At 60.4% G+C, this 23325-nt stretch carries 23 protein-coding genes and 1 pseudogene; 17 read left to right on the top strand and 7 right to left on the bottom strand.

Annotation, left to right across the window (positions count from 1 at the left end; genetic code table 11):
• From U5A67_RS33575 to serC, 11 genes and pseudogenes are all read left to right on the top strand, one after another.
• Positions 1-223, top strand: a pseudogene (locus U5A67_RS33575) (phosphate ABC transporter substrate-binding protein PstS); the annotation flags it as partial.
• Positions 224-585: 362 nt separating this feature from the next.
• A complete protein-coding gene (locus U5A67_RS33570; protein ID WP_321817715.1) occupies positions 586-2694 on the top strand; it encodes a TonB-dependent receptor in 2109 nt (702 codons plus the stop codon).
• A 21-nt stretch (positions 2695-2715) separates the two neighbouring features.
• A complete protein-coding gene (locus U5A67_RS33565) occupies positions 2716-3402 on the top strand; it encodes a MotA/TolQ/ExbB proton channel family protein (protein ID WP_321817714.1) in 687 nt (228 codons plus the stop codon).
• Position 3403: 1 nt separating this feature from the next.
• A complete protein-coding gene (locus U5A67_RS33560; protein WP_321817713.1) occupies positions 3404-3802 on the top strand; it encodes a biopolymer transporter ExbD in 399 nt (132 codons plus the stop codon).
• Between the two features lies 1 nt (position 3803).
• A complete protein-coding gene (locus U5A67_RS33555) occupies positions 3804-4523 on the top strand; it encodes a TonB family protein (RefSeq protein ID WP_321817712.1) in 720 nt (239 codons plus the stop codon).
• Positions 4520-6085 carry an alkaline phosphatase family protein gene (locus U5A67_RS33550; RefSeq protein ID WP_321817711.1) on the top strand — a complete coding sequence of 522 codons (1566 nt, stop codon included), beginning with the start codon at positions 4520-4522 and terminating at the stop codon, positions 6083-6085. The genes U5A67_RS33555 and U5A67_RS33550 overlap by 4 nt, the downstream gene beginning before the upstream one ends.
• 7 nt (positions 6086-6092) lie before the next feature.
• Complete coding sequence (locus U5A67_RS33545; protein WP_321817710.1) at positions 6093-6809, top strand: response regulator transcription factor; 717 nt, start codon at positions 6093-6095, stop codon at positions 6807-6809.
• Entirely contained in the window at positions 6796-8172 is a 1377-nt protein-coding gene (locus U5A67_RS33540; protein ID WP_321817709.1) for a sensor histidine kinase, read from the top strand. Before U5A67_RS33545 ends, U5A67_RS33540 begins: the two co-directional genes overlap by 14 nt.
• A 371-nt stretch (positions 8173-8543) precedes the next feature.
• Positions 8544-8735 carry a hypothetical protein gene (locus tag U5A67_RS33535; RefSeq protein WP_321817708.1) on the top strand — a complete coding sequence of 64 codons (192 nt, stop codon included), beginning with the start codon at positions 8544-8546 and terminating at the stop codon, positions 8733-8735.
• Between the two features lies 1 nt (position 8736).
• Complete coding sequence (locus tag U5A67_RS33530; RefSeq protein WP_321817707.1) at positions 8737-9987, top strand: RimK family alpha-L-glutamate ligase; 1251 nt, start codon at positions 8737-8739, stop codon at positions 9985-9987.
• Positions 9962-11062 (top strand): 3-phosphoserine/phosphohydroxythreonine transaminase, encoded by a 1101-nt coding sequence (gene serC, locus U5A67_RS33525; RefSeq protein WP_321817706.1) that lies wholly within the window; start codon positions 9962-9964, stop codon positions 11060-11062. Before U5A67_RS33530 ends, serC begins: the two co-directional genes overlap by 26 nt.
• Before the next feature lie 69 nt (positions 11063-11131).
• Here serC and U5A67_RS33520 read toward each other — a convergent pair whose 3' ends face one another.
• The 6 genes from U5A67_RS33520 to U5A67_RS33495 all read right to left on the bottom strand — a co-directional run bounded on the left by U5A67_RS33520 (position 11132) and on the right by U5A67_RS33495 (position 15425).
• Positions 11132-11452: a DUF4148 domain-containing protein gene (locus U5A67_RS33520; RefSeq protein ID WP_205983617.1), complete on the bottom strand. Its 321-nt coding sequence runs from the start codon at positions 11450-11452 to the stop codon at positions 11132-11134.
• A gap of 224 nt (positions 11453-11676) precedes the next feature.
• Complete coding sequence (locus tag U5A67_RS33515) at positions 11677-13023, bottom strand: sensor histidine kinase (RefSeq protein WP_321817705.1); 1347 nt, start codon at positions 13021-13023, stop codon at positions 11677-11679.
• Positions 12999-13664 (bottom strand): response regulator transcription factor, encoded by a 666-nt coding sequence (locus U5A67_RS33510; protein ID WP_321817704.1) that lies wholly within the window; start codon positions 13662-13664, stop codon positions 12999-13001. Before U5A67_RS33510 ends, U5A67_RS33515 begins: the two co-directional genes overlap by 25 nt.
• 584 nt (positions 13665-14248) lie before the next feature.
• On the bottom strand, positions 14249-14398 hold the full coding sequence (locus tag U5A67_RS33505; protein ID WP_321817728.1) for an IS3 family transposase: 150 nt from the start codon (positions 14396-14398) through the stop codon (positions 14249-14251).
• 50 nt (positions 14399-14448) lie between these two features.
• Positions 14449-14871 (bottom strand): IS3 family transposase, encoded by a 423-nt coding sequence (locus tag U5A67_RS33500; RefSeq protein WP_321959783.1) that lies wholly within the window; start codon positions 14869-14871, stop codon positions 14449-14451.
• A gap of 251 nt (positions 14872-15122) precedes the next feature.
• Positions 15123-15425, bottom strand: a complete 303-nt coding sequence (locus U5A67_RS33495) for a transposase (RefSeq protein ID WP_321817702.1) — start codon at positions 15423-15425, stop codon at positions 15123-15125.
• Positions 15426-15679: 254 nt separating this feature from the next.
• Here U5A67_RS33495 and U5A67_RS33490 point away from each other — a divergent pair, with 254 nt between their 5' ends.
• The gene (locus tag U5A67_RS33490) at positions 15680-16909 is read left to right on the top strand and encodes a porin (protein ID WP_321817701.1); all 1230 of its coding nucleotides are present in this window, start codon (positions 15680-15682) and stop codon (positions 16907-16909) included.
• A 4-nt stretch (positions 16910-16913) separates the two neighbouring features.
• On the opposite strand, the gene U5A67_RS33485 is transcribed toward U5A67_RS33490, so the two are convergent.
• Entirely contained in the window at positions 16914-17738 is an 825-nt protein-coding gene (locus U5A67_RS33485) for a TetR/AcrR family transcriptional regulator (protein ID WP_321817700.1), read from the bottom strand.
• Between the two features lie 182 nt (positions 17739-17920).
• Here U5A67_RS33485 and U5A67_RS33480 point away from each other — a divergent pair, with 182 nt between their 5' ends.
• The 5 genes from U5A67_RS33480 to U5A67_RS33460 are packed head-to-tail and all read left to right on the top strand — an operon-like array spanning position 17921 to position 23322.
• Positions 17921-19114 carry an alpha/beta hydrolase gene (locus U5A67_RS33480; protein ID WP_321817727.1) on the top strand — a complete coding sequence of 398 codons (1194 nt, stop codon included), beginning with the start codon at positions 17921-17923 and terminating at the stop codon, positions 19112-19114.
• Positions 19115-19149: 35 nt separating this feature from the next.
• Positions 19150-20850, top strand: coding sequence for an AMP-binding protein (locus U5A67_RS33475; RefSeq protein WP_321817699.1), 1701 nt, complete (start codon positions 19150-19152; stop codon positions 20848-20850).
• A complete protein-coding gene (locus U5A67_RS33470) occupies positions 20847-21713 on the top strand; it encodes a VOC family protein (protein WP_321817698.1) in 867 nt (288 codons plus the stop codon). Before U5A67_RS33475 ends, U5A67_RS33470 begins: the two co-directional genes overlap by 4 nt.
• Complete coding sequence (locus tag U5A67_RS33465) at positions 21710-22867, top strand: FAD-dependent monooxygenase (RefSeq protein WP_321817697.1); 1158 nt, start codon at positions 21710-21712, stop codon at positions 22865-22867. Before U5A67_RS33470 ends, U5A67_RS33465 begins: the two co-directional genes overlap by 4 nt.
• Positions 22864-23322 (top strand): acyl-CoA thioesterase, encoded by a 459-nt coding sequence (locus U5A67_RS33460; RefSeq protein WP_321817696.1) that lies wholly within the window; start codon positions 22864-22866, stop codon positions 23320-23322. Before U5A67_RS33465 ends, U5A67_RS33460 begins: the two co-directional genes overlap by 4 nt.
• Positions 23323-23325: the final 3 nt, after the last annotated feature.

The raw sequence follows: 23325 nt of genomic DNA, 5'->3' as shown, positions 1-23325 counted from the left end.
CTGGCCGGTCGTTGGCGCCACGTTCGTGCTGCTGCACACGGCACAGGACAAGCCGGATCAAGGCAAGGAAACGCTCAAGTTCTTCGACTGGGCCTTCAAGAATGGCACGCCGGCTGCTGACAGCCTCGATTACATCTCGCTGCCGCAATCGGTTGTGAGCGAAATCGAGCAGCAATGGAAGCTGAAAATCAAGGATGCAAGCGGTAAGCCGCTGAGCCAGTAAGCGTATTGCGCAACGGTTCGCTCCGTCTGCGCATGTTCGCACCATCATCACGCGCCTGATGCACCCGAAAAAAAGTGCGTCCGGCGCGTGAATGTTCATTTTCCTTCGCCTCGTTTGTCGCACGATGCCGCGGCAATCCCTCATTTCACGTTGTTCCGCGTCCGTACTCGCGTCCGCCGGTTTTGAATCAGGACGCGCCGCTTAACTTCGTAAGTTTCGCATCACGGCCAATTAATCCCTTGCCTCTAGTATGGCGGCGTTGCCCACGCAGATCGTCAATCAAAAGCAAAGGATACCTAAGGATGAAGCAGGTTCAGATGCGGCTTCGCAGAAGGCCGATCGCCCAACTCATGTTGGCGTCAATGTTTACAGCGGCTGCGCCCGCAGCCTTTGCGCAGTCGAGCGGCGATCTTGGCACCGTGCAAAGCACGGCCACCTCGGACTCGACCGGGGCCGCCACGTCGACGAAAGCGCAAACCGCGCCCGCGCAGGCGCCCACGCAAGGATCGCTCGCGGCATCAGAGCCGAAATCGATTATCAACAAGAATTACATTCAGAACAGCACGGCGCCGACATCGAATTACAGCGACATCCTGCAGATTGCGCCGAGCGTTTCGAGCGTCAATCCGAACGGACCTGGTCTGATGGAGACGCAAAGCCTCTCGATTCGCGGCTTCCAGGACGGCCAGTACAACGTGACATTCGATGGAATTCCGTTCGGCGATTCGAATGATTTCACGCACCATTCCACCTCCTTCTTTACCGCTCAGAATATCGGCGGCATTGCGGTCGATCGCGGCCCTGGCGACGCCTCGCAAATTGGCTTCGCGACCTTCGGCGGCACGGTGGCTGTGTCGTCGATCGAGCCATCGCTCACGCCTGCGTTTTCGGTGCTCGGCTCGTACGGCAGCTGGAATACGTGGGTGACGGGCGCAACGCTCAACACGGGCGACCTGGAAAAGTGGGGCGACGCGCGCGTTGTGGTCGGCTACACGCATTCGAGCAGCGATGGTGCGCTCGATAATGTGGGCCAGCGTCGCGACAACGTCTTCTTCAAGCTCGAAAAGCCGCTTGGCAACGATACGTTGCTGACGCTGTACGCCGACTACAACAAGATTTTCCAGAACACCTCGGTTGGTGCGACGGCGGCGCAGATCCGCCGGTACGGTTCTTCGTTTGCACTCAATGGCGATCCCACGAGCCAGGCCTACTCGGGATACAACTTCGACCGCATCAACACGGACTTCGAGTACATCGGCTTGCAGACCGTGCTGGGCGGCTGGAGGCTCGATAACAAGCTTTACACCTACGGCTATTACCACGACGGCTTTAGCGGCATGGACCCGAACGGCGAGACGCCGAATGGCACGAGCTTCGGCACCGACAACGTGCCGGGTACGCAGATGGCGAATAACTATCGCGCCTTCGGCGACACATTCAGCGCGGAGAAGGAACTCGGCCCGGGCACGTTGAAACTGGGCGGCTGGATCACGCACCAATCGAATTTCCGCGACAACATGAACGTGGACGACACGCTCAATTTCGCGCTCCAGCAACTGAATTACACGATGAACGATACGTTCCTCACGTTCGAGCCCTATGTGCAGTATGCGTGGAAGTTGCCGTACGGTCTCACGCTCACGCCGGGCGTAAAGTTCGTTTCGTTCAGCCGCAGCCTGAATTCGCCACTGAATCAGAAGTCCGGCGAGGCCGCTGATTTCAGCCATACGTGGACGAAGGTGCTGCCGTCGCTCACGCTGCACGAGCAGATCGATCCGCACTGGAGCGCCTACCTGCAATACGCGCAGGGTTTTCTCGCCCCGAACCTGAATGTGTTCTACGTGCCGAACGCTTCGGTGTCGGGCCAGCCGTCGCCGGAACAGACGGACAACTACCAGCTCGGTACGACCTACAAAACGGACCGTCTCACCGTCTCCGCCGATCTCTACTACATCAACTTCCGCAACGCGGTAACGAGCACGACCGTGGGCGGCAACACCGTCTTCTCGAACGCGGGCGGCGCCGTGTACAAGGGCTTCGAAACCGAGGCCACGTTCTACGCGGGCTACGGCTTCAGCCTCTACGGCAACCTCACGTTCAATTCCGCGAAGCAGAAGAGCACTGGCGACTGGATGCCCAATGCGCCAAGCCAGACCGCCGCGCTTGGCGTGATCTACGACCGCGGCCCGGTGCACGGCTCGCTCATTTCGAAGTTCGTCGGCCATCAATACGGCGACACAGGCAACCAGCAGCCGATTGGCGGTTTCATGGTCACCAATCTGGCCGCCGCCTACACGATCAAATCGCCGACGACGTGGATGCGCAATACGCGCATCGGCCTCGAAATCGACAACCTCTTCAACCGGACGAGCATCGACGGCCTCGCGGGCTACACCGCGCAGGACAACACGCCGCTTTACTGGACGATTCCCGGGCGCGCGGTGTTCGCGACCGTTTCCACTGACTTCTGATTTTTACCGGAGCTTCTTTCCATGTCTGTCGATACCATGATGCATTACGCGAGCGATTCGGGTGGCGTTCTGTACGTCATCGCCATCATGTTGTTCGTCGCCTTGACGGTCATCCTCGAACGCGGCTGGTTTCTCAGCCGGCTTCACGCGAGCGGCCACGTCGCGCAGGCGCAACTCGACCGGCTCGATCACGTCGATGCAAGCGCGCTCGCCACGCTGGCTTTGCGTCATCGCGATCTGCCGGCCGGGCGCGTGCTGTCGCTGGCCGCGCGCATGAGCGGCGAGCGCAGCCGCGAGAAGGTCGAAGCCATGCTGGAGGAAACGGTCATGCGCGAAGCGCCGCGCCTCGACCGCTTACTGTGGGTGCTCGACACCATCGTCACGCTCGCGCCGTTGCTCGGTCTGTTCGGCACGATCGTCGGCATGTTCCACGCGTTCCAGGTGCTGTCGAATCCGGGCAACGCGTCAACGCAGGTGACAGCAGGCGTCGCTGAGGCGCTGGTGGCTACGGCGTCGGGCCTGTTCGTCGCGATGATCGGCCTGCTGTTCTTCAACGGCCTGCATAACCGCGTGCGTCTCGCCGCGCATCAGCTCGACACGCTCAAGATTTCACTCGTTAATCGCCTGTGCGGTTGCGCGATGGAGCCGCTGTCCGAGCCGCGCGAGCATGCGAGCGGCCTTGCATCGCTCGCGACGCAAGGAGGGTGACATGAAGTACTTCGAAGCGCGCAAGGCGCGTATCGAGATCATTCCGATGATCGACATCATGTTCTTCCTGCTGGTGTTTTTCATCATGATCACGCTGCACATGATTCCGAATGCCGGACTCGCCACGAAGCTGCCGTCGAGCTCGACCGCGCAGTCGTTGCCGCCGCCGAAGCTCACCGTCACGCTCACCGACGACGGCGTGCTGTCCGTCGACGGCCACACGCTAACGCCCGCGCAACTCACGGCGCAACTGGCCGCACAGCCGGATGCCGCACACATGGCCGTGACGATCGCGGGCGCGAGCGGGGCGCGCCTGCAATACCTGGTGGCAGCGATGGATGCTTGCCGCGCGGCGGGCGTCACGCAGGTCGCGCTCGCGGCGCAGCCGGTGGCGAAGTGACATGGCGACCGTGCCGATGATTCCGATGCCGCGCGTGTCGTCCGGGCGGCTGCGCCTGGCGGGCGCCGCTGCGATGGCGCTGTGCGTGGAGGCCGCGTTGATGGCCGGTGTGTGGGCTGTGCTCGCGCATCGCAGCGCGCCGCCGCTGCCGCCCGAACGCAAGCCGACGATGCTCTCGCTTGCTAGCGTGGCTGCGCCTGTGCCTTCTCCGCCTGCGGTGACGAAGCCCGTGGTGAAGCCCGCAGAGAAACCTTTGGTGAAGCCGAAGCCCGTAGAGCCGGTGCATCGCGTAGTACATGCGACGCCGCCGCCCGAGAAGACGCCAGCGGCCGCACCAGCACCGGCTCCAGCGCCCGCGCCCACAGCCGCCGAACCCGCGCCCGTCACGCACGCACCCGTACAGCCCGCCACGGCTGCCGCGCCAGCCGGGCCCGGTCCGAACTTCGCGGGCAAGTTGCGCGCCGCGATCCAGGCCGCGCTCCATTACCCGGAGTCGGCGCGCATGTCGGGCGTTGCGGGGCGCACTCGCGTCGCGTTCACGTATCGCGATGGGGTGGTGTCCGAGGCGCGCGTCGTGGTGTCGAGCGGCGTCGCGCTGCTGGATCGCGCTGCGCTCGCCGCCGTGCGCGACGCGGACTATCCGAAATCCGAGCCTGCCTTCGCCGGCAAAGCCCTGACCGAACAACTCTGGGTCAACTTTAACCTCGACGAACAAGAATGAACCGAATTCTGACCGCGCTGACCGGCGCGTTGAGCGCCGCCGTGGCGCTGATGACGAACACTGTGTGCGCCGCCAATGCCGCGCCTTCCTTGCCCGCGCACGCGCCGGTGCATCATGTGCTGCTGGTGAGCGTCGATGGCCTGCATGCGAGCGATCTCGCGCGCTTCGTCGCCGCGCATCCACAGAGCACGCTGGCGCGATTCGCCGCGCAAGGCGTCGACTACACCAACGCCCGCACCGTCACGCCCGCCGACTCGTTCCCCGGGCTGCTCGCGCTCGTCACGGGCGGCACGCCCGCGGCGACCGGCGTGTACTACGACGACACCTACGACCGCTCGCTCGCGGCTCCGGGCGGCGCTTGCCGCGCGACCGGCACACGCGTGCGCTACGACGAATCGCTCGACAAGGATGACAGTCACGGCCACGACGAAATCGATCCGGCGAAGCTGCCGCGCGATCCGCAGCAGGCGTGCGCGCCGGTTTATCCCCATGCGTATCTGCGGGTGAACACAGTGTTCGAGGCCGTACGCGAGGCGGGCGGCTACACCGCGTGGATCGACAAGCATCCGACTTACGAACTGGTCGAGGGGCCATCGGGGCAGGGCGTCGACGATCTATTCCTGCCGGAGATCGGCGCGAACTACGAGCATCTCGACGATCCCGCCAGTGTTGCGCGCGCGCAAAAGATCACGGGTTCGCTCGCGCGCACCGAAGCCTACGACGCCATGAAGGCGCGCGCGCTCGTCAACGAGATCGACGGCCGCAATCACGACGGCAGTGCCGCAGCGCCCGTGCCGAACCTGTTCGGTCTGAATCTGCAGTCGCTGAACGTCGCGCAGAAACTCTATGGCTATCGCGATGCCGATGGCGCGCTCACGCCCGGCGTCGAGGACGCGCTCGCGCACGTCGACGGCTTGCTCCACACGTTCGCTGATGCACTCGAACGCAATCATCTGCGCGACGACACGCTCGTTGTGATCAGCGCGAAACACGGCAATGGGCCGGTCGATCCCGCACGCCTCAGGAAGATCGACGCGTCGAAACTTCAACAGGCGATCGAGGCCGCTGCGCCTGGCGCGCTTGGGCAGTTGACTGTCGATCACGGCGCGCTGGTGTGGCTGCGCGACGCAAAGACGACGGCTGACGTGACCGCCGCGCTACGCGCTCACGCGAAGGCGCTCGGGATTGCCGACGTCATCAGCGGCGAGCGTCTCGCGCTGCGCTTCCCGAGTCCGCGCGACGACAACCGCACGCCCGATATCGTCGTCGTGTCGCGCGACGGCGTGATCTTTGCTGACGCGCATGACGGTAAGCTCGCCGAGCATGGCGGGTTTCACGACGACGACACGCGCGTGGCGCTGCTGGTGTCGAATCCGCATCTCGCGGCGGCGGGCCAGCGCGTTACGTGGCCGGTTTCGACCACGCAGGTCGCGCCGACGATGCTCGCCGCGTTGGGTCTATCGCCGCGCGCGTTGCAGGCGGTCGCGCAGGAAGGCACGGCGGTGCTGCCCGATTCAGCGTGGACCGGCGCGAGCGCAAGCCGCAACGTCCCGAATCCGTGAGCAAGCGATGAACACCGCGCGCACAAGCCACCCGCGCGTCCTGGTCGTCGAAGACGATCCGGGCGCCGCGCTCGAAGTTGCTTCGGCGCTCGAAGACTACGGCTTCGACGTCGAATGCGTGCCTAACGGTTTGCAGGGCTTGCTGCGCGCGATGCATGCAGAGTTCGACGCCGTCGTGCTCGATCGCATGCTCCCGGATCTGGACGGCCTTTCGATCCTCGCGACGTTGCGCAATATCGGCAAGCAGACACCGGTGCTGATCCTCAGCGCGCTCGATGCTGTGGACGAGCGTGTGCGAGGTCTGCGCGCGGGCGGCGACGATTACCTCGTCAAGCCATTCGACGGGCTCGAACTCACGGCGCGTCTGAATGCGCTGCTGCGCCGTCGCCAGGCCGCGGCCAACGGTGTGAGCGACGCGCAGACACTCTGCGTAGGTGAGCTCACGCTCGAACGCGCGACGCGCACCGTGCGGCGCGCGGGCGAACTCATCGAGCTCAAGCCGCGTGAATACAGCCTGCTTGAATTCCTGATGTGTCATGCGGGCGAAGTGGTCACGCGCACGATGCTGCTGGAATCGGTCTGGAATTACCACTTCAACACGCAAACCAACGTGATCGACATGCACATCAGCAATCTGCGCCGCAAGCTTAGTATGAACGGGCGGCTTTCGGCGATGATCGTGACGGTGCGTAACTCTGGATACATCATTCATGTTTCGGTCTAGCGGCAGGCTACGTGCGCGCCTCGGAAGATCAGGCAGCGTGGGCTGGCTGCTGATGGGGTTTCTGAGCGCGGCCATTGCATTGTTCGCGCTGCTTTATGGGCTCACGAGCGCTTATCTGCTGCATGAAGTCGATGAGCGTTTGCGCGGCGAATTCGCTGAATTTCACGCCATCGGCCGAACGCAGGCCGTCGAAACGATTGCGGCGCTGAGCCGTCGGGATATTGCGTCCTCGCGGCCCTATGGCGTGTTCGACGCGCATGGCGTGCGCCTCGCGGGCAACGTCTCGACGCTTTCGGACAAGGAAGACCGCGAGCCGTTCGATTACACGGAAACGCTGAACGAAGGCGGCCGCAGCAGGCTCGCGCATTATCGCGGCATCATCATTCCGACCACGAACGGCCTGCGAATCGTGGTGGGGCATTCGATCGACGAAGTGCGCCACTTCGATCGCACGCTGCTCGACACGCTATTCGCGGGCATTGCGCTAACGAGTTTGCTGGCGCTTGCGTGCGGCGTTGTACTCAATCGAAACGCGAACCGGCGCATCGCTGCAATTGGCGAATCGGCACGCGAGATCATGGCGGGCAAACTAAGCCGGCGCTTGCCGCTGCGCGGCAGTCACGACGATCTCGACCGGCTCACGAGCATCGTCAACGCCATGCTCGACGAGATTGAGCGATTGATGGGCGAGGTTCGCAGCGTATGCGCGGGCGTGGCGCACGATTTGCGCACGCCGATGACGTCGCTGCGCGCCGGGCTGGAACGCGCGCGACGGCGTGCTGAAACACCGCCGGCATTCGAGCAGGCGATCGACGTGGCGATCGGTCAGGCGGACGTGGTGCTCAACCGCTTTTCCGCGTTGCTCAGAATCGCTGAAATCGAATCGGGCAGCCGCCGTGCGAGCTTTCGTGCGATTGCGCTCGATGCGGTAATGCGCGATGTCGCTGATCTTTATGAGCCACTCGCGGAGCATCGCCGCGTGGCGTTCAGCGTGGACGCGGCGACGCCCGTGCAGGTGAATGGCGATTTCGATTTGCTGTTCGGTGCGATCGACAACCTCGTCGACAACGCGCTGAAGTTCACGCCCGAAGGCGGTGTGGTTGCGCTGAGCGTGCGGCTCGACGGCGTGCAACCGTTGCTGACCGTTGCCGACGACGGCCCCGGCATCGAGCCGGAAGAGCGCAGTGCGGTACTGCGGCTGTTCTATCGCGGGCGCGCGTTCGAAAACTCGACGTCGGGACACGGATTGGGCTTGAGCCTGGTTGCAGCGATTGCGCGCGTTCACGACGCGAGCGTGGAGATCCTCGATAATGAGCCGGGTTGCAAGGTTCAATTGCGCTTTGCTGCGCATGCTCAGAACTGATGTCTAGCGATTAAGGAAACTTACGCGCGAAATTCGCGCGCGCGATTTTGTACCAACTTTCCTTAAGCGAATATTAGATGACGTATCAAATTTTGCTCGCAGCGTCATGACATGACGGCATTTTTTCGCCACACGAATTTCATGAAAATCTGTTCATGAGGTAATAATTTTTCATTTATCACAATGAACTTTGACGAGAGAATTTCATTACAGGATATTACTCTCAAGATATTTCGATGTATTTCTACGGGTTAAGGATTTCATAAGGGGGCTTGTCTTAGTCTGCGTGCCGTTCCGTTCGGCATTTTGTTCCGTTCGGTTCATGTCAGATGAATCGGTGCGAATTCGCACCGCAAACCGAAGGACGCACATTGAACAAGCTGCCACGCAAGGCGAATCCATTCGTGTTGATCGACTGCAATCAATTCAAACGGAAAGCCGTTGCGCAAGATCGACAATGCGAATCGCCACGCCCATTTGCAATTCCGGCTTTTGAGGAGGAAGTGGGTTACATCGGCGATGCCCCCATGCTTGCCCGAGTGTTGAAAGATGAGACCCGCTGAAATGGGTGACGCTCAAACGGTTCAGGAAACGTCCTACCAGCCGCTGGGTCTTTCGGCATTGTTGCGGCTGGCATCGAATGGCGGCGATCTCACCCAACTGGGCGCCATGTTAATCGAATATAGCCACACGCACGATGACCCGCAGGCACTGTTGGAATTGGCGTGGGTGCTCGAATTGAAGTTCGAGCGTGCTTCGGCGCTGGCTGTTCAGAAACTGGCGATCAGCATGCAGCGCCAATATCGCATTCACCAGGCTGTTTCGCACGACCCAGTGAAGCTGCTGGTTTTCAAGGCAGCGGGCGATCTCATGACAAACACGCCCTTCGAATGCCTCGTGGCATACGCGGGATTTCAGATCGACGTGCTGTTTGTGGACGAGGCGCTCTGTGCGGATTGCCGTTTGCCCGAGCACGATGTCATTCTGGTCGGTCCCTGTGCGCTCGATGGAAACCGTGCGGCCTTGGCGCGCATCGCGGAATTGCTGAAGAGGACCGACGCGCCAGTCATCAATCGGCCGGATCGGATTCCATGCACAACCCGTGACGCTGCCTGGAATCTGCTGGGTGCCGAAGCGGGCATTCACATGGCGAACACGGTGCGGGTCGAGCGTGCGGTGCTCGTTGCGCGTATTAACAAGCCCGAGGGTGTCAACGACGTCGCCGGCGTGCACTTTCCAATGATCATTCGTCCGGTAGGGTCTCACGCTGGGCAAGGCCTCGCGCGCGTCCAGACGATGGACGAACTGGCGCAATACCTGCGCGAGTCGGATCGCGAAGAATTTTATGTGGCCTCGTATATCGATTATCGCAGCGCGGACGGCCTGTTCAGAAAGTACCGCATTGCGTTGATCGACGGTGTGCCCTACGTCTCGCACATGGGTATTTCCGTGCACTGGATGGTGCATTACCCCTATGAAGAGATGCTCGCGCATCCGCAGCGTCGCGAAGAAGAGGCGCGCTTTATGGCGACCTTCGATGTGGATTTCGCGCACCGTCATCGCGACGCACTGGCAACCGTCGCGAAGTCGACCGGGCTGGACTATGTCGGACTCGATTGCGCGGAGACGCCGGACGGTCGCCTTGTGATCTTCGAAATCGCCACAGCGATGGTGGTTCACGATATGGACGACCCAACGGCCTTTCCCTATAAGCCTGCCCGAATGAAGCGCTTTTTCGACGCGTTCTGCGCGATGGTCGAGCGCAAGGCAAAAATGAATCGAGAGCACGATGACGACACGCAGGAACGAGTTTAATTTTTCGGGTGGACCGGGCGCGTTACCCGCATCGGTCTTGCTTCAGACGCAGCGCGCAATCGAGGCGTTGCCGGAAACGGGGATTTCAGTCCTGGGCATGAGCCATAGGTCGGAGTGGTTCGTGGCGCTGGTTGAGGAAGCGTCGCAGAATCTGCGTGCTTTGCTGGACCTCTCCGATGAATACGAAATCGCTTTTATGCAGGGCGGTAGCAGTCTTCAGTTCGCGACGATCCCGATGAATTTCGCGGGACAGGCATGGGCGCCGCCGCAATACGTCAGTTCAGGCTATTGGAGCCGCCGCGCGACGGCGGAAGCGCAACGCGTCTATCGATGCGGAGTGGCATGGGACGGCGTGCATTCGCGCTATAGCGAATTGCCGGATCTCACGAAACTCGATATCGATCCTCGTGCAGCGTATTTGCATTACGTCTCGAACGAGACGGTGGAAGGGCTGCAATTCGGCGCACAGGAAGGCCCGTCGAATGTACCGCTGATTGCGGATATGTCTTCGGACTTTCTTTCCGCGCCCATCGATACCGATCGATATTCAATGATCTACGCGCACGCACAGAAGAATCTCGGTCCTTCGGGCGTCACGGTTGCGCTGGTCAAGCGCTCATTGCTCGAACGCGTTCCAGACGGTCTTCCAGCGATTCTCAACTATCGCACGCATATCGAACATCGCTCGAACTACAACACGCCGCCCGTATTCGCCATTTACGTGCTGACGCTTGTTTCTCGATGGTTACGCGACGAGATTGGCGGTTTGCAATCGATGCGCGCGATTAACGAGCGGAAATCGGCCGCAATTTACGGCGCGCTTGAAAGCCTGGGCGATGCCGTGCGTATTCACGCAAAAGCGCCGTGGCGTTCGCGTATGAATGTGGCGTTTTCGTTCGGCGACGAGCGGCTCGATCGCGCCTTCATCGAATTTACTGGCGAGCGGCATATGACCGGCCTTGAAGGTCATCGCTCACTAGGGGGCGTTCGCGCGTCGCTGTATAACGCGGTTACGGAGCAGGCCGTTGCGTCCCTTTGCGAAGCGATCCGTGAATTCGCTTTAGCGCGGATCTAAAGCGAAACAGCGAGCGACGGCGCAGCGCCGTCGCTGGTGCGCTCCTGAACCATGCCGGCACACATGGCATCAATGGTGTTCGTACAACGTGTTCTGAAAGTGACCTGTCATCGGGCTGCCGGATTGCTGGGCGCCGATGGACGTGCCACCGTATCCCGTATCAACGGCTTTGGTCATCGAGGGTTGTGCAGCAACCTTTGCCTCAGCGGCCTGAATGTCATCGGGATAGTTCAGGCTGTTAGCCGACGGCTTGTAGCCAACCTGTTCCAGTTGAACCAGTTCATGCCGGACCTGCGCACGGGTGACCGGCCCATTTGTCGACTGTGCGAACGCAAGTGCCGGGCTCAGCAATGCAAGGGTAATGGCCAGTGTCTTGAAGATCGATTTCATGATGAATGCCTCTGCGAGTCAGTGTTTAACGATTGCTGGAATGTGCAACTCCAGTACCGTCAGAATGCCGCGTGAGACTTATCTGAAACTTAGGACACTTAGGCCCATCATCTTTGATGCGATTTCCGCGCCATCTATGGCTGCTGCGTCCCTTTATCTAGCGGTGGAAATTACGCCAACGTATTTTTCTATTTAGGGCGCGAACTTAGGTCTGAGTTGATCGGCTAGCTGCCGTCCAGCTTCAACGTGTGTAATTTGTCCGGAGCGGGAAAACGGATAGAGACGCAGAGGCCTCGCTGCTTGACTTCGTCGCTGTGCGTCAGAAAGATCTGCGCATTCATCCGTTTCACCAACGTTTGCACAATCGATAGCCCGAGCCCGGAGCCGGGTACTTCGTTGCCTAACGCGCGATAAAAGGGGGCGAATACACGTTCCCGTTCGGCTTCAGGAATGCCCGGGCCATTGTCGACGACGCGCACCTCGACGTAATGGGGTGTCTTGTTGACCGACAAGTCGACCAGGCCGCCGGCATCTGAATAGCGAATTGCATTGTCGACGAGATTCTTGAGAATGACGAACAAGTCATGCTCCCGTGTAGCGATCGTGGCATCCTGAACGCCATCGATGCCAAGGTCGATACGTCGAACCTCTGCAAGCGGCATGAGATCTTCCAGGACACTACGGAATACGTGTTGTACGGAAACCTGGGTGGCGTCCGTGTCGGAAGACGCCTGAGCCCGCGCAAGCGTTAGCAATTGCTCGAGGAGGTTGCGAGTACGTTCAATGCCGCGTCGTAATGTGCCCAGTCGCTCGCGAGCCGTGGCTGGTATATCTGCGTTGGCCAATCGTTCAGCCTGGAGCGACAAGGCCGTGAGTGGCGAGCGAAGCTCATGGGCAGCATCGGCAATAAATCGACGCTGGGTTGCCATGGCGTGGTCGACACGCTCTAGCAAGCGATTGATGGCGAGGGCGAATGGTCGAACTTCGCGAGGCAGTGGTTGGGCTTCTATGGCGTGCAATTCTTCTTCGGCTCTGAGGTCGATTTCAGAGGCGAGTGCAGTGATCGGCGCAAACATGCGACGCACGAGGACCACTACGGTGAATACCAATATGGGCACGAGAATAAGCAATGGCAGGATGGTTCGTAGTGCCGCGTCTCTCGCAATTTCGTCGCGGAAGGCTGCATCTTGAGCCACCGCGATGCGTGATCCGTCTCTCATCGTGCGGACTAGCACACGATAGGATTTAGCGTTCATCTGGAGCGTATGGAGGCCGTTGTCGATCATGACGGGAATCGGCAGCGACCCTTTGTCTATCGGAGACTGAACAAATATCCGGGGGGCGTCTTCGCCCCCTTGTAGCCCATGCACACCACGCTGCGTGAGCGGGTCAGCCTCAGCCAATGATGCGACCTGGCGAAGAACGTCATCCTGTAGCTCGTGGGCCTCGTCGAGGGCCGTCATGAACGAGAATGTGCCCGCGATGCTGGCGACAAGCAGGATCGCCAGAAGCAGATAAGACGACAGTTTGACCTGTAGCGATTCCCCTAGGATCCTTTTGAGACCATCCATCCGCTACCTCGAACGTTTTTGATGACGTCGCTGCCGAGCTTGCGCCGAAGCGCGTGGATCAGGTATTCAACGACATTACTTTCCACCTCTTCGCCCCAGCCATAGATTCGGTCCTCGAGATCCGCGCGGGAGAGGATCGCTCCTGGGCGCACCAGGAGCGCCTGCAGTAGTGCGAACTCACGGCCGGTCAATAAAACGGCTGGCCCGCCATGCGCAGAGGCTTCACGAGTGACAGGATCGAGTGAAACGATGCCGTTGCCAAGCGTGGGCGTCGCGTTGCCGGATTTGCGGCGCACTACCGCGCGTATTCGTGCGAGCAGTTCTGCCATTTCGAACGGCTTGAGGACATAGTCGTCGGCCCCACCATCGAGCCCACGCAATCGATCATTGAGCCCATCCCGCGCCGTGATGATGACGACAGGCACGGGATTGTTCGCGGTGCGGATCTGGGCCAGAACGTCGTGTCCGTCCTTGCCAGGCAAACCGAGGTCGAGCAGCACGACATCATAGGTGTGGCAACTCAGGGCAGTGAGTCCGCTTGGCCCGTTCTTGACCCAGTCGGCGGCGTAGGACGCATCGCGTAGAGCAGCGACAATCGCCTCGCCGATCATCGGATCATCTTCGAATAGGAGCACCCGCATTCAATCCACCTGTGAGAGATGTCTTGGGATCGTAGTCCGATTCAGCAGCTTAGCAGTGATCCTGGCGTAGCATCCTGCTGTGGATGCGAAAGGTCGGATGGCGCTAGTTCTCGTATCCAAGTGTGCAGTGACGCCAGACCGGAATTGCCCAATGTCACAAATGATGCGGTGACGCAGCGACCATGCTCAAGACGATGGTCGACAGCGAAGAGAACTGCGTCAAAAGCGTTTTCCTGTGCTATGGAGTTAGTACTTTCGCGGCGCTCGACGCAGCATTTCATATTTTATTTAACATAATATAATTTATCGAACTTTTATTTGTTTTATAAATGTTTGTTAACGTATATGTGAAAATCTGCCGATAGCGGCGCCGGGCCATTGCCCAGGGCTGCCCCAGCCTCTGGCCAGCGCGAATGCTCAGCGCCTTCGACGCGGACAGAAGTTCCTGTATGGCGGCGGAATCCGAGTGAGGATCGTTCAGGTTTAGAACGAGTTCAAGTTGCGTCGCGGTCGTCGCAGTTCCAGTCGCATAAAACGCAAGATTGTTGGCGTGAGGTCGATCGGGATCAGTGGAGGCCAACGCGTTAAGCAGCGGTACGATCCAGATAGAATCGCCGCGTAAATGCTGCAGGCGACAGGTAGTTCAGAGGTGCCTGCGTGCGCTGCCGGTTGTAGAATATTTCGATGTACTCACCGATGGCGAGCCTCCTGCTCGCGCGTTGCGAAGCGGTGATGATAGATCAGTTCGTTCTTGAGTGAGCCCCAGAATGATTCGATCGGCGCGTTATCGTATGTAGCAATTTCCGCGGCGACTCATCGACGCGCGCATGCCGATGTGCCTGAGCAGCTTCTGGTATGCCTGTGCGCAATATTGCGAGCCGCGGTCGGTATGCTGAATCAGGCCCGGCTTCGGGCGCCGGATTGAGACAGCGCGAAACAGCGCCTGCATGACCAGATTTTTCGTCATTCGCTCGCCCATCGCGTAGCCGACAATTTCGCCGCTGTACAGATCCTTCAGGCCAGCGAGATACAACCAGCCCTCGTCGGTCGCAATGTACGTGATATTGCCGCACCAGGCCTGATCGGGCGCTGCAACCGAGAAGTCCTGGCCCAGCAGGTTCGGCGCGACGGGCAAATCATGCTTCGAATTGGTGGTTGCCATGAACTTGCGCTTCTGCCTGCACCCCAGGCCCAGTTTCCTGCGCAACCGTTTTATCCGGTGTACGCCCACACAAACACCGTGCTGCTCAAGATGCTTCTACAGGCGCTCGGGACCGAAGCTTTCGCGTGTGCGCTGATGGGCAGCGAGAACCTCCGTTTCCAGTCGTGCTTCCTGCCGTGCCCGTTTCGAAGGCGTGCGTTTGCGCCATGCGTAATAACCGCTGACCGAAACACCTAGCAACCGGCACATCGGTGGCACCGGATAATCCCGTCGCATCTGTTCAATCACGCCGTACTTCACCGCGACTCCCTCGCAAAGTACGTCGCGCACTTTTTTAACAGATCGCGCTCCATTTTCACTTCCGCCAGTTCTCGCTGTACGCGCGCCAGCTCGGTCTCCAGTTCGGTCAGTGGCTTCTGGTCCCTACCGACCTTCTGCAGTTTGCCTGCCTTGGCTGAACGCACCGAGTTCGCCAATGTCTTGAGCGGAACCGAGAGCCGGCGTGCCGCTTCCGAAATGCCGACACCTTCAGTCAATGCCAGCTTGACCGCCTTCTCACGAAACCCTCTCGTGTAGACCGCTTTGGGAATTCGATGCATTCATGCCTCCGTTTCGCGATTTTACGAAACGTTGGCTTCCACTTTTTTCAGTCGACCTCACCCACGCCCCGGTCTCTTGACCCGTACGGGTAAACGACGCCCTAGAGCGCCACCGAAATTATTGACAGTAGTCTCAAATGTGCTAGATTTTGCGCGTGTATTTGAGATAGTCTCAAAATAATCTCAAAGACGCCATGACATCGGCATGGCACCACAAAACACAATTCGGATAACTATATATATGGAGATGCAGCATGCTTCGGAGACACGTGGTTCTATGTTCCTTTGCCGTGTTTGTTACCACATCTGCGCACGCGCAGAGTTCCGTGACGTTATACGGAATCATCGATCTTGGCCTCAGCTTCACAAATAGTGCGCAGACAACCGTTACGGGTGGAAAGCGTGCGGGCGGCGCGCAGTTCGCCCTGACCGACGCGCATGCGACGGGAATGAGCGGCAGCCGCTGGGGCCTGCGTGGCACCGAAGATCTCGGCGGCGGACTGAGTACCATTTTTGTGCTGGAAAACGGCTTTCTCGCCAACAGCGGCGCACTCGCGCAGGGAGGCGACGAATTCGGCCGGCAAGCGTATGTCGGGCTATCGAATGCATTCGGAAAGATCACGGCAGGCAGGCAGTATGACCCGTTGATTGAATCCGTACAGCCGTTTGCGGCCGCCGGTTCCTGGGCAGGCTACATGGGCGCGCACCCCGACGATCTCGACAATCTGACGAACACCAACCGCATCAACAACTCGGTCAAGGTCACCACAGCGAAGTTCGGTGGTTTCAGCGCCGGCGCGCTTTACAGCTTTGGCGGCGTAGCGGGCAATACAACACAGAATCAGATCTGGGCACTGGGCGCCGGCTACACGGGCGGCGCGTTTGCCTTCGGAGCCGGCTACCTGAACGCACGGGACCCCAACGTTTCGTTTTACGGCAACACGCCGAACAAGGGTACGGCGACGGCGAACAATATAGGCTCCTCAGGTTCGGCGACGAGCCCACAGTCGTATCCGGTATATGCAGGCTACGCTTCCGCGAAGACGCTCGAAATCATCGGCGCAGGAGCGTCATATACGCTGGGCGGCGCGGTCTTCTCGCTGGCTGCCACCAACACGCGCTTCGATAATCTTGGCTCTGCTTCGGGTCCGAACCCGCTCCACTACAGCGGCGATGCCATATTCACCAGCCTTGACTTCAACGTGCGCTGCAGCGTTACGCCTTTCCTCCAGCTCGCGACCGGCATCGACTACACCCATCGCAATTCCGTACAGGGCGACGACGGCGCGAAGTATCTCCAACTTGACCTTGGTGCCGATTACTTTCTCTCAAAGCGCACCGACCTCTATCTGCTGACCGTACTCCAACGCGCAATGGGCACCGATTCCCTGGGCCAGAGCGCCGTAGCATCGATTGCCGGTTTCAGCCCATCGACCATCGACAAGCAGATAGGCGTACGCCTCGGCATCCGCCACAAGTTCTGAGGCTTCAACCAGCATCCGCCCCGCGCGCCTTGCGGGGCGAGCGCGATTCGCGCCGCCTTGTATCGATCCGTACGTTACCCCCGAGCCAGTCGCCGAAACCGTTGAGCAGAAGCTTGAGGCCTTCGTCGAAAGCGAGTTCCGCGCCCAACTCCGAGAACGCCGCACCAACTATCTTCGCGGCGGGATAGCGGTCGTCGGAGACCTCGCCGAATTTGCCGCGCAGAAAGTCTGAATGCTCCGAGGGCGACTGGCGCCCCGCTGCCGAAATGCTCGAAGAGAGCAGGTACTGCGCCAACAAGTGATACGCGAGCGCGGCACGCTCCGCGGAAAACCCGCCCTGCAGAAACGCGGAGGTGATGTGATTGAACAACGCCATCCCGTAGTCAATCTCGCCGGGCGCAACCGACTGGAACAGACGGAAGCGGTTGTGCGACGCCACGTAGAGGTTCACGCCGGGCATTTCGCGCGCCATCGCGAACGAACTACGCGCAATGGTTTCGACATCGGCGCGCCAGTTGCCCGTCAAGGCTGGGAGCGCTTCCAGACGCAGCCGGTAATAGCGGTTCAGCACGCCGGAGATCAAGTCGTCCCGGCTACCCAGATAGTAGTGGATCAGCCCCGGTGCCACGCCGAACTCCTTGGCCAGTTGCACCATCGACACCTGATCGAGCGGCATGGCTTTTACCATCTCACTCGCACGCTCAATGATGACGTTACGCGACAACAGCGACTCGGCGCCGATGGGCGCGGCCGCTTTCGGCGGTCGTCCGCGACGGCGTGGCGGCGCTGGTTCGGCCATTTCCGGTTTCAAGGTGGTACGTGCAGTCATCGATCAAGTTATCGCTCGGGAAAGTACCAACAGTCTACCTCCAAATTTTATTTGACACTATCTCAATTAATTCTTAACCTGATTGACATCAAGTTCAAATTTTTATTGGAGGAGATGTGGAACAGAGGGAAAGACCAGTCGTGACCGCCGGTTTGCGCGGCGCCAGTTGGGATCCGGAGCTCATGCGTCGCCCGTATCGTGTCACGCCCTACTCGCTGCAAACCGCCGATGGGCAAAAGACACTCGGGTTTCTTTTCACGGCCACAGGAGACGAAAAGACGGTCGTGTCGATCATGCATCCGCGCGAAATGTCGGTGGCCCACTACCTGGTCCCGGCTGTGCTCGATGCAGGCTGTGCATGCTGGGTACAGGGGCCCCGTTCGATCGGCAACGATCTGCGGCTCGAACACGAGATTGCGTTGCTTGACGTAGCAGCGGGCATGCAACATTTGCGCACGCTTGGCTACCGTGACGTCGTGCTGCTTGGAAACTCGGGAGGCGGCGCGCTGTACGCCTTCTACAACCAGCAGGCGCGACTGGCGCCGGCGGAACGCCTTGCACGCACGCCAGCGGGCCGGCCTGTGAATCTCGCCGAAGCGGAGTTGCCGCTCGCCGACGGCTTCATTCTTGTCTCCCCACATCCGGGTCAGGGCACGATCCTGCTCAATAGCCTCGATGCGAGTGTGGTCGACGAAAACGACCCGCTTTCCGTCGATCCCACGCTGGATCCGTTTTCGTCTGATAACGGCTATGACCCGCACACGCGGACAGCCCGCTACGCCAGCGAATTCATCGAGCGCTATCGGGCAGCGCAAATAAGGCGCGCACAACGTCTCGACGATTTCGCCAGGCAGTTAATCGAACGAAAGCAGGCTGCGCGGCGGCGCCTTAAAGGCGATGCGCCCACGCCGGCAGACCGACGGCTCGCCGCCCACGCGCCCATCTTTCAGGTCTGGCGAACCGACGCCGACCTGCGGGCCTGGGACCCCTCGCTCGATAGCTCCGATCGCCAGGCCGGTTCGCTGTGGGGAAACGATCCGTTCGTATCCAACTGGGGCAGCGTTGCGTTCGCACGCGTGGTCACCCCGGAATCGTGGCTGTCGACCTGGTCTGGCCTTTCATCCCTCGCCTCATTCGAGCACTGCGCCGCGTCTATCGTCGCGCCTACGCTGCTGCTCGAATATACGGGCGATCAATGCGCATTCCCTAAGGATATCGAAGAACTCTTTGAAAAACTGGGTGCTGCCGACAAAACTCGCATTCGCGTGCGTGGCAATCATCACGGCATGGCGCTGGCTCGCGGAGAGCCCTCGGGGCGCGAAATTGCGTCCCGCCATATCGTCGAATGGCTGAGCGTGAGATTCGACACCGACTGATTACATCAGACAACAACATCATGATGGAGACAATATTGGATCAACAGACAATCCGGCCGAAAGTGACGTTGCCCGGCGTGCGCTACCCCGATGAAGCAAGATTGCGCGAATATCTCAAAGCTGGCGTACTGGGCACACAGTCGCTAACTTCGGCGCTGCGCGAGGCATTCGCGAAACATGCGGAAAAACTCGCGCTGGTCGGACCCGAGGCAGAGCTTACCTACGCGCAGTTCGACGATCTCACTGACCGGTTCGGCGCTGCTCTGCTCAAGCGCGGCGCGCAACCGCTCGACCGTGTGATCCTGCAATGCGGCAATTGCAATGAATTGCTGATCGCGTTCATCGGTTGCCTCAAGGCGTCGCTCATTCCATTGTGTGCGCTTCAGGCCTTTCGCAAGCATGAAATCGAGTATCTCGGCAATCTCTGCGCAGCAACGATTCACGTAGTGCAAGGCGATGATGCGAAGTTTGACGACATCGTTTTTGCTTCAGAAATGCGCGCGCATGTGCCCTCGCTGAAGATCACGGTGCAGGCGCGCGGCACGCAGCGAGGCGAGGCGCTCACGCTGTGGTCGCTCATCGACGGCATGAGCGCGAATGAGGCTCATGACCGGCTCGCGCGCATCGAGGACGATCCGTTTCAGGCCGCGGTGTTTCAACTCTCGGGCGGCACCACGGGCGTGCCCAAGATCATTCCGCGCTTTCACAACGAATATCTCTACAACATGCAGGCTGTCGCGGCGTGGAACGGCTATACCGGCGACGACGTGCTCTTCATGCCTACACCGTTCATGCACAACATGAACATGGTGTGTTTCTTCGGTCCCATCCTGCTCGCAGGCGGGCGCGTAACCGTGTGCCCCGACATCTCGTCGGAAACGCTCTCGGCGGTGGTGGAACGCTATGAGCCGACCTGGTTCGGCCTCGCGGGTCCAATCCTCCAGCGCGTGGCAGAACAGTTGAAGCGCGCCACGCCCGAAACAAAGGCCCGACGCAAACTGATGGGTCCGAAGAACGCGCCGCGCTTGCGCGAGATGCTCGGCTCCCCCTGCTACCACATCTTCGGCATGACCGAAGGCGTGATCATGTTCGCACAGGAAGGCGACCCCGCTTATGCGCTCGACGAATCCGTGGGCCGTCCGGTTTCGGCGTGGGACGAAGTGAAGATTGTCGAGATCGGCAGTGAAACGGAAGTGCCCGACGGTGAAACTGGCGAAGCGCTCTTTCGCGGACCGTACACGATCGGCGGCTACTACAAGTCCGAAAAGGACGATGTCCATCGTTTTACCGCCGACGGTTTCTACCGTTCTGGCGACCTGATGATGGCGCAGGTCATCGACGGCAAGCGCTACTTCTTTTTCCGCGGCCGCACCAAGGACGTCGTCGATCGCGGCGGCGAGAAGATCAATGCGGAAGAACTCGAGAATGTCATCAATCGCTGCCCGCTTGTGCATGCTTCGGCTGTCGTCGGTATGCCCGATCCGGTTTATGGCGAGCGGGTCTGCGCGTTCGTTGTCCCTGACCCGGTCGGATCCGGCCTCACGCTCGCCGATCTCACTGCCTTTTTGCAGGCCGAAGGTCTGGCCAAATTCAAATGGCCGGAGCGGCTCGAACTGATTGCGGAGTTTCCCGTTACCGCGTCCGGCAAGCTCAGCAAGGTGCTACTGCGCAAACAATTGATCGAGCGCCTCCAGAACGAAGGCGCAATCCGTACTGCCACAGAGGTCAAGTCATGAATCAAGCCGTCGCCCCGTCCCTTTTCGCTGGCCCCGTTCTGCGTGGCGTCCATCACACGGCACGCCCGACCTGGAAGCTCGAGGAAACCGTGCATTTCTATCGCGATCTGCTCGGCTTGCCGCTCGTGCACGCCATCTCGGCGCGAGGCTGGGGTCCGGCCGATCACGCCGACTTCCTCCACTTCTTTTTCGATAGCGGCAACGGCAGCACGATCGCGTTTTTCTACTACATCGGCACGGAACGGCCCGACTGGCTCGCGCCGAGCGACCACTATCAGGTTCGCGCCACGCACACGGCCTGGCAGGTCGCCGATGCCGTCGAACTGGCTGAATGGCGCGCTCGCGTCGAGCAGGCGGGGATCGAAATGCGCTATCAGGTACGCCATGAAGTGATCGAGTCGATCTACTTCAACGACCCGAATGGCTACCCAATCGAGATCACTTACCAGACCCGCCCGTTCGATTCGGCGGACAGTGGCGATGCGAGCCGCACAATCGAAGCCGCCATTGAAATGGAGCGTCTCGCGGCGCGCGGCGAAGCATTCGGCTCCATCGATCCAGTCTGGCAACGCAAAGCAAGCCAGCTCGACGGTTCGGCCGCGGCTGGCGTTGCTTCCGTGTTCGTCCTTGACGTCCCCGAATTCCGCCCGCTCGTGGACGCGGCGCGTCAGTCAGACGCTTATCGCACAGTGACGCACGGCGGCTATATCCGCATCGACGGCAATCCCGGCCTGACGTTCAACCGCAAGGCGCTCGGCTTCAAGCCCGCGCTCTGGTACGGCGCGCTCACGGGCGGCCTTGCTGGCCGCATCGAACAGTTCGATGCAGACCGTCTCGTGATCAGCCCGATGGTGCAGCCATGAAAATCGATATCGTAGGCGGCGGCCCCTCGGGTCTTTTCCTCGCGATCCTGCTGGCGCGCCAGGCACCGGACGTCACCGTCGAAGTGTTCGAACAGAACGCGCCCGACGCGACGTTCGGCTTCGGCGTCGTGCTCGCTGATACCGGTCTCGCGCGACTCAGCGACGCCGCGCCCGACGTTTGTGCCGACCTCGTCAAGGCGATGACGTTCAGCACGCAACAGACCATCGTGAGCGACGATACACCCATCACGATACAACGGCCTGGTCAGGGCGGCGGCGCGATCGCCCGGCTGGAACTGTTGTCGATCCTGCAAGCGCACGCTGCACGCCTTGGCATTCGCGCAACCTGGTGCGCGCGTGTGCTCGATATCGACGCGCTCGAGGGGGACATCGTGGTGGGCGCGGACGGCATCAACTCGCTGGTTCGCGCAAGCGCGGAAGTCGGCTTCGGCACCACTCGCCGCGATCTGACGAATCATTTCGCCTGGTTTGGCGTGCAAAAGGCATTTGCATGCCCGGCGCTCGTGTTCCGGCAATACAACGGCGGCTACTTCGTCGCGCACTATTACCCGTATTCGGAACACATGAGCACCTTCGTCGCGGAATGTGACGACCTGACCTGGCGCGAACTCGGGCTCGAAAGTGCGAACGCCGACGAGCGGCGCGAGTTGTTCGAACGCGTCTTCGCGCCTGAACTCGACGGCCATGGCCTCGTATCGAACAACTCGATCTGGCGGCAGTTTCCGGTAATCCGCAACGCGAACTGGTACAGCGGCAAACGCGTGCTGATCGGCGATGCACTGGCCAGCGCACATTTTTCGATCGGCTCGGGTACGCGCATCGCCATGGAAGACTCCATTGCGCTCGCGCAGGCCATCGCCGCCCACCCTGCCGACGTGCCTGCAGCGCTGCAAACCTACGTGAATACGCGTCGCGAATCCAAGGACCGCCTGATCGGCGCTTCGGAAGCCTCGTATGACTGGTATGAGCAGATACGCGCGTGGATGCAGACGTACACGCCGCACGAATTCGTCTACCAGTTCATGACGCGTACGGGCCGCGTCGACATCGCTCGCCTGCGCGAGCAGTATCCCGCGCTGATGCAGGAACTGGCGAGCGCTGGCGCGATACCCGCTGGCGAGGCACTGCAATGACGCAAAGCTACGAATATGTACTGAGCTGTTCGCCATTCGTCGTTCGACGTACGGTGCGATGGGGCGACTGCGATCCCGCTGGCGTCGCCTACACGGGGCGTTTTCCGGAGTTTCTGCTCAGCGCGCTCGCGCTGTTCCAGGATCACATCGCCGGTGGTTCGGGCGAGTCGCTCGGTCAGCAATACGGCGTGGGCTTGCCTTGCCGCGGCATGACGTTTGACTTTTCCGGCACGCTCTGGCCCAACGACGTGGTCGACCTCGAATGCTACGTAGGCGACATACGCACGCGCAGCTTCGACTTTCATTGCGAAGGCAGACGCCCGGGGGGCGAACCCATCTTCAGTGCCCGCTTCTCGCCAATCTGCGTCCATGCCCATGTGCGAGAAAGCAGGGAGATTCCGGCGCCACTCCGTGCAACGCTGACCCACTATACGCGCGCCGACAAAACGAGGTAAACA

Source organism: Paraburkholderia sp. J69-1 (assembly GCF_905220255.1).
In the GTDB taxonomy this organism is placed as follows: Bacteria; Pseudomonadota; Gammaproteobacteria; order Burkholderiales; family Burkholderiaceae; genus Paraburkholderia.
Note: the sequence above shows the minus strand (reverse complement) of the source record. Positions and strands in the feature narration are given on the sequence as shown.

What these genes read in the sequence shown, in the direction of transcription:
- U5A67_RS33515 (WP_321817705.1), bottom strand. Translation starts at nt 13,023, where the DNA reads ATGGATGGTCTCAAAAGGATCCTAGGGGAATCGCTACAGGTCAAACTG.
- U5A67_RS33545 (WP_321817710.1), top strand. Translation starts at nt 6,093, where the DNA reads ATGAACACCGCGCGCACAAGCCACCCGCGCGTCCTGGTCGTCGAAGAC.
- U5A67_RS33510 (WP_321817704.1), bottom strand. Translation starts at nt 13,664, where the DNA reads ATGCGGGTGCTCCTATTCGAAGATGATCCGATGATCGGCGAGGCGATT.
- U5A67_RS33470 (WP_321817698.1), top strand. Translation starts at nt 20,847, where the DNA reads ATGAATCAAGCCGTCGCCCCGTCCCTTTTCGCTGGCCCCGTTCTGCGT.
- U5A67_RS33570 (WP_321817715.1), top strand. Translation starts at nt 586, where the DNA reads ATGTTTACAGCGGCTGCGCCCGCAGCCTTTGCGCAGTCGAGCGGCGAT.
- U5A67_RS33555 (WP_321817712.1), top strand. Translation starts at nt 3,804, where the DNA reads ATGGCGACCGTGCCGATGATTCCGATGCCGCGCGTGTCGTCCGGGCGG.
- U5A67_RS33465 (WP_321817697.1), top strand. Translation starts at nt 21,710, where the DNA reads ATGAAAATCGATATCGTAGGCGGCGGCCCCTCGGGTCTTTTCCTCGCG.
- U5A67_RS33490 (WP_321817701.1), top strand. Translation starts at nt 15,680, where the DNA reads ATGCTTCGGAGACACGTGGTTCTATGTTCCTTTGCCGTGTTTGTTACC.
- U5A67_RS33460 (WP_321817696.1), top strand. Translation starts at nt 22,864, where the DNA reads ATGACGCAAAGCTACGAATATGTACTGAGCTGTTCGCCATTCGTCGTT.
- serC (WP_321817706.1), top strand. Translation starts at nt 9,962, where the DNA reads ATGACGACACGCAGGAACGAGTTTAATTTTTCGGGTGGACCGGGCGCG.
- U5A67_RS33550 (WP_321817711.1), top strand. Translation starts at nt 4,520, where the DNA reads ATGAACCGAATTCTGACCGCGCTGACCGGCGCGTTGAGCGCCGCCGTG.
- U5A67_RS33480 (WP_321817727.1), top strand. Translation starts at nt 17,921, where the DNA reads ATGCGTCGCCCGTATCGTGTCACGCCCTACTCGCTGCAAACCGCCGAT.
- U5A67_RS33560 (WP_321817713.1), top strand. Translation starts at nt 3,404, where the DNA reads ATGAAGTACTTCGAAGCGCGCAAGGCGCGTATCGAGATCATTCCGATG.
- U5A67_RS33540 (WP_321817709.1), top strand. Translation starts at nt 6,796, where the DNA reads ATGTTTCGGTCTAGCGGCAGGCTACGTGCGCGCCTCGGAAGATCAGGC.
- U5A67_RS33520 (WP_205983617.1), bottom strand. Translation starts at nt 11,452, where the DNA reads ATGAAATCGATCTTCAAGACACTGGCCATTACCCTTGCATTGCTGAGC.
- U5A67_RS33565 (WP_321817714.1), top strand. Translation starts at nt 2,716, where the DNA reads ATGTCTGTCGATACCATGATGCATTACGCGAGCGATTCGGGTGGCGTT.
- U5A67_RS33485 (WP_321817700.1), bottom strand. Translation starts at nt 17,738, where the DNA reads ATGACTGCACGTACCACCTTGAAACCGGAAATGGCCGAACCAGCGCCG.
- U5A67_RS33530 (WP_321817707.1), top strand. Translation starts at nt 8,737, where the DNA reads ATGGGTGACGCTCAAACGGTTCAGGAAACGTCCTACCAGCCGCTGGGT.
- U5A67_RS33495 (WP_321817702.1), bottom strand. Translation starts at nt 15,425, where the DNA reads ATGCATCGAATTCCCAAAGCGGTCTACACGAGAGGGTTTCGTGAGAAG.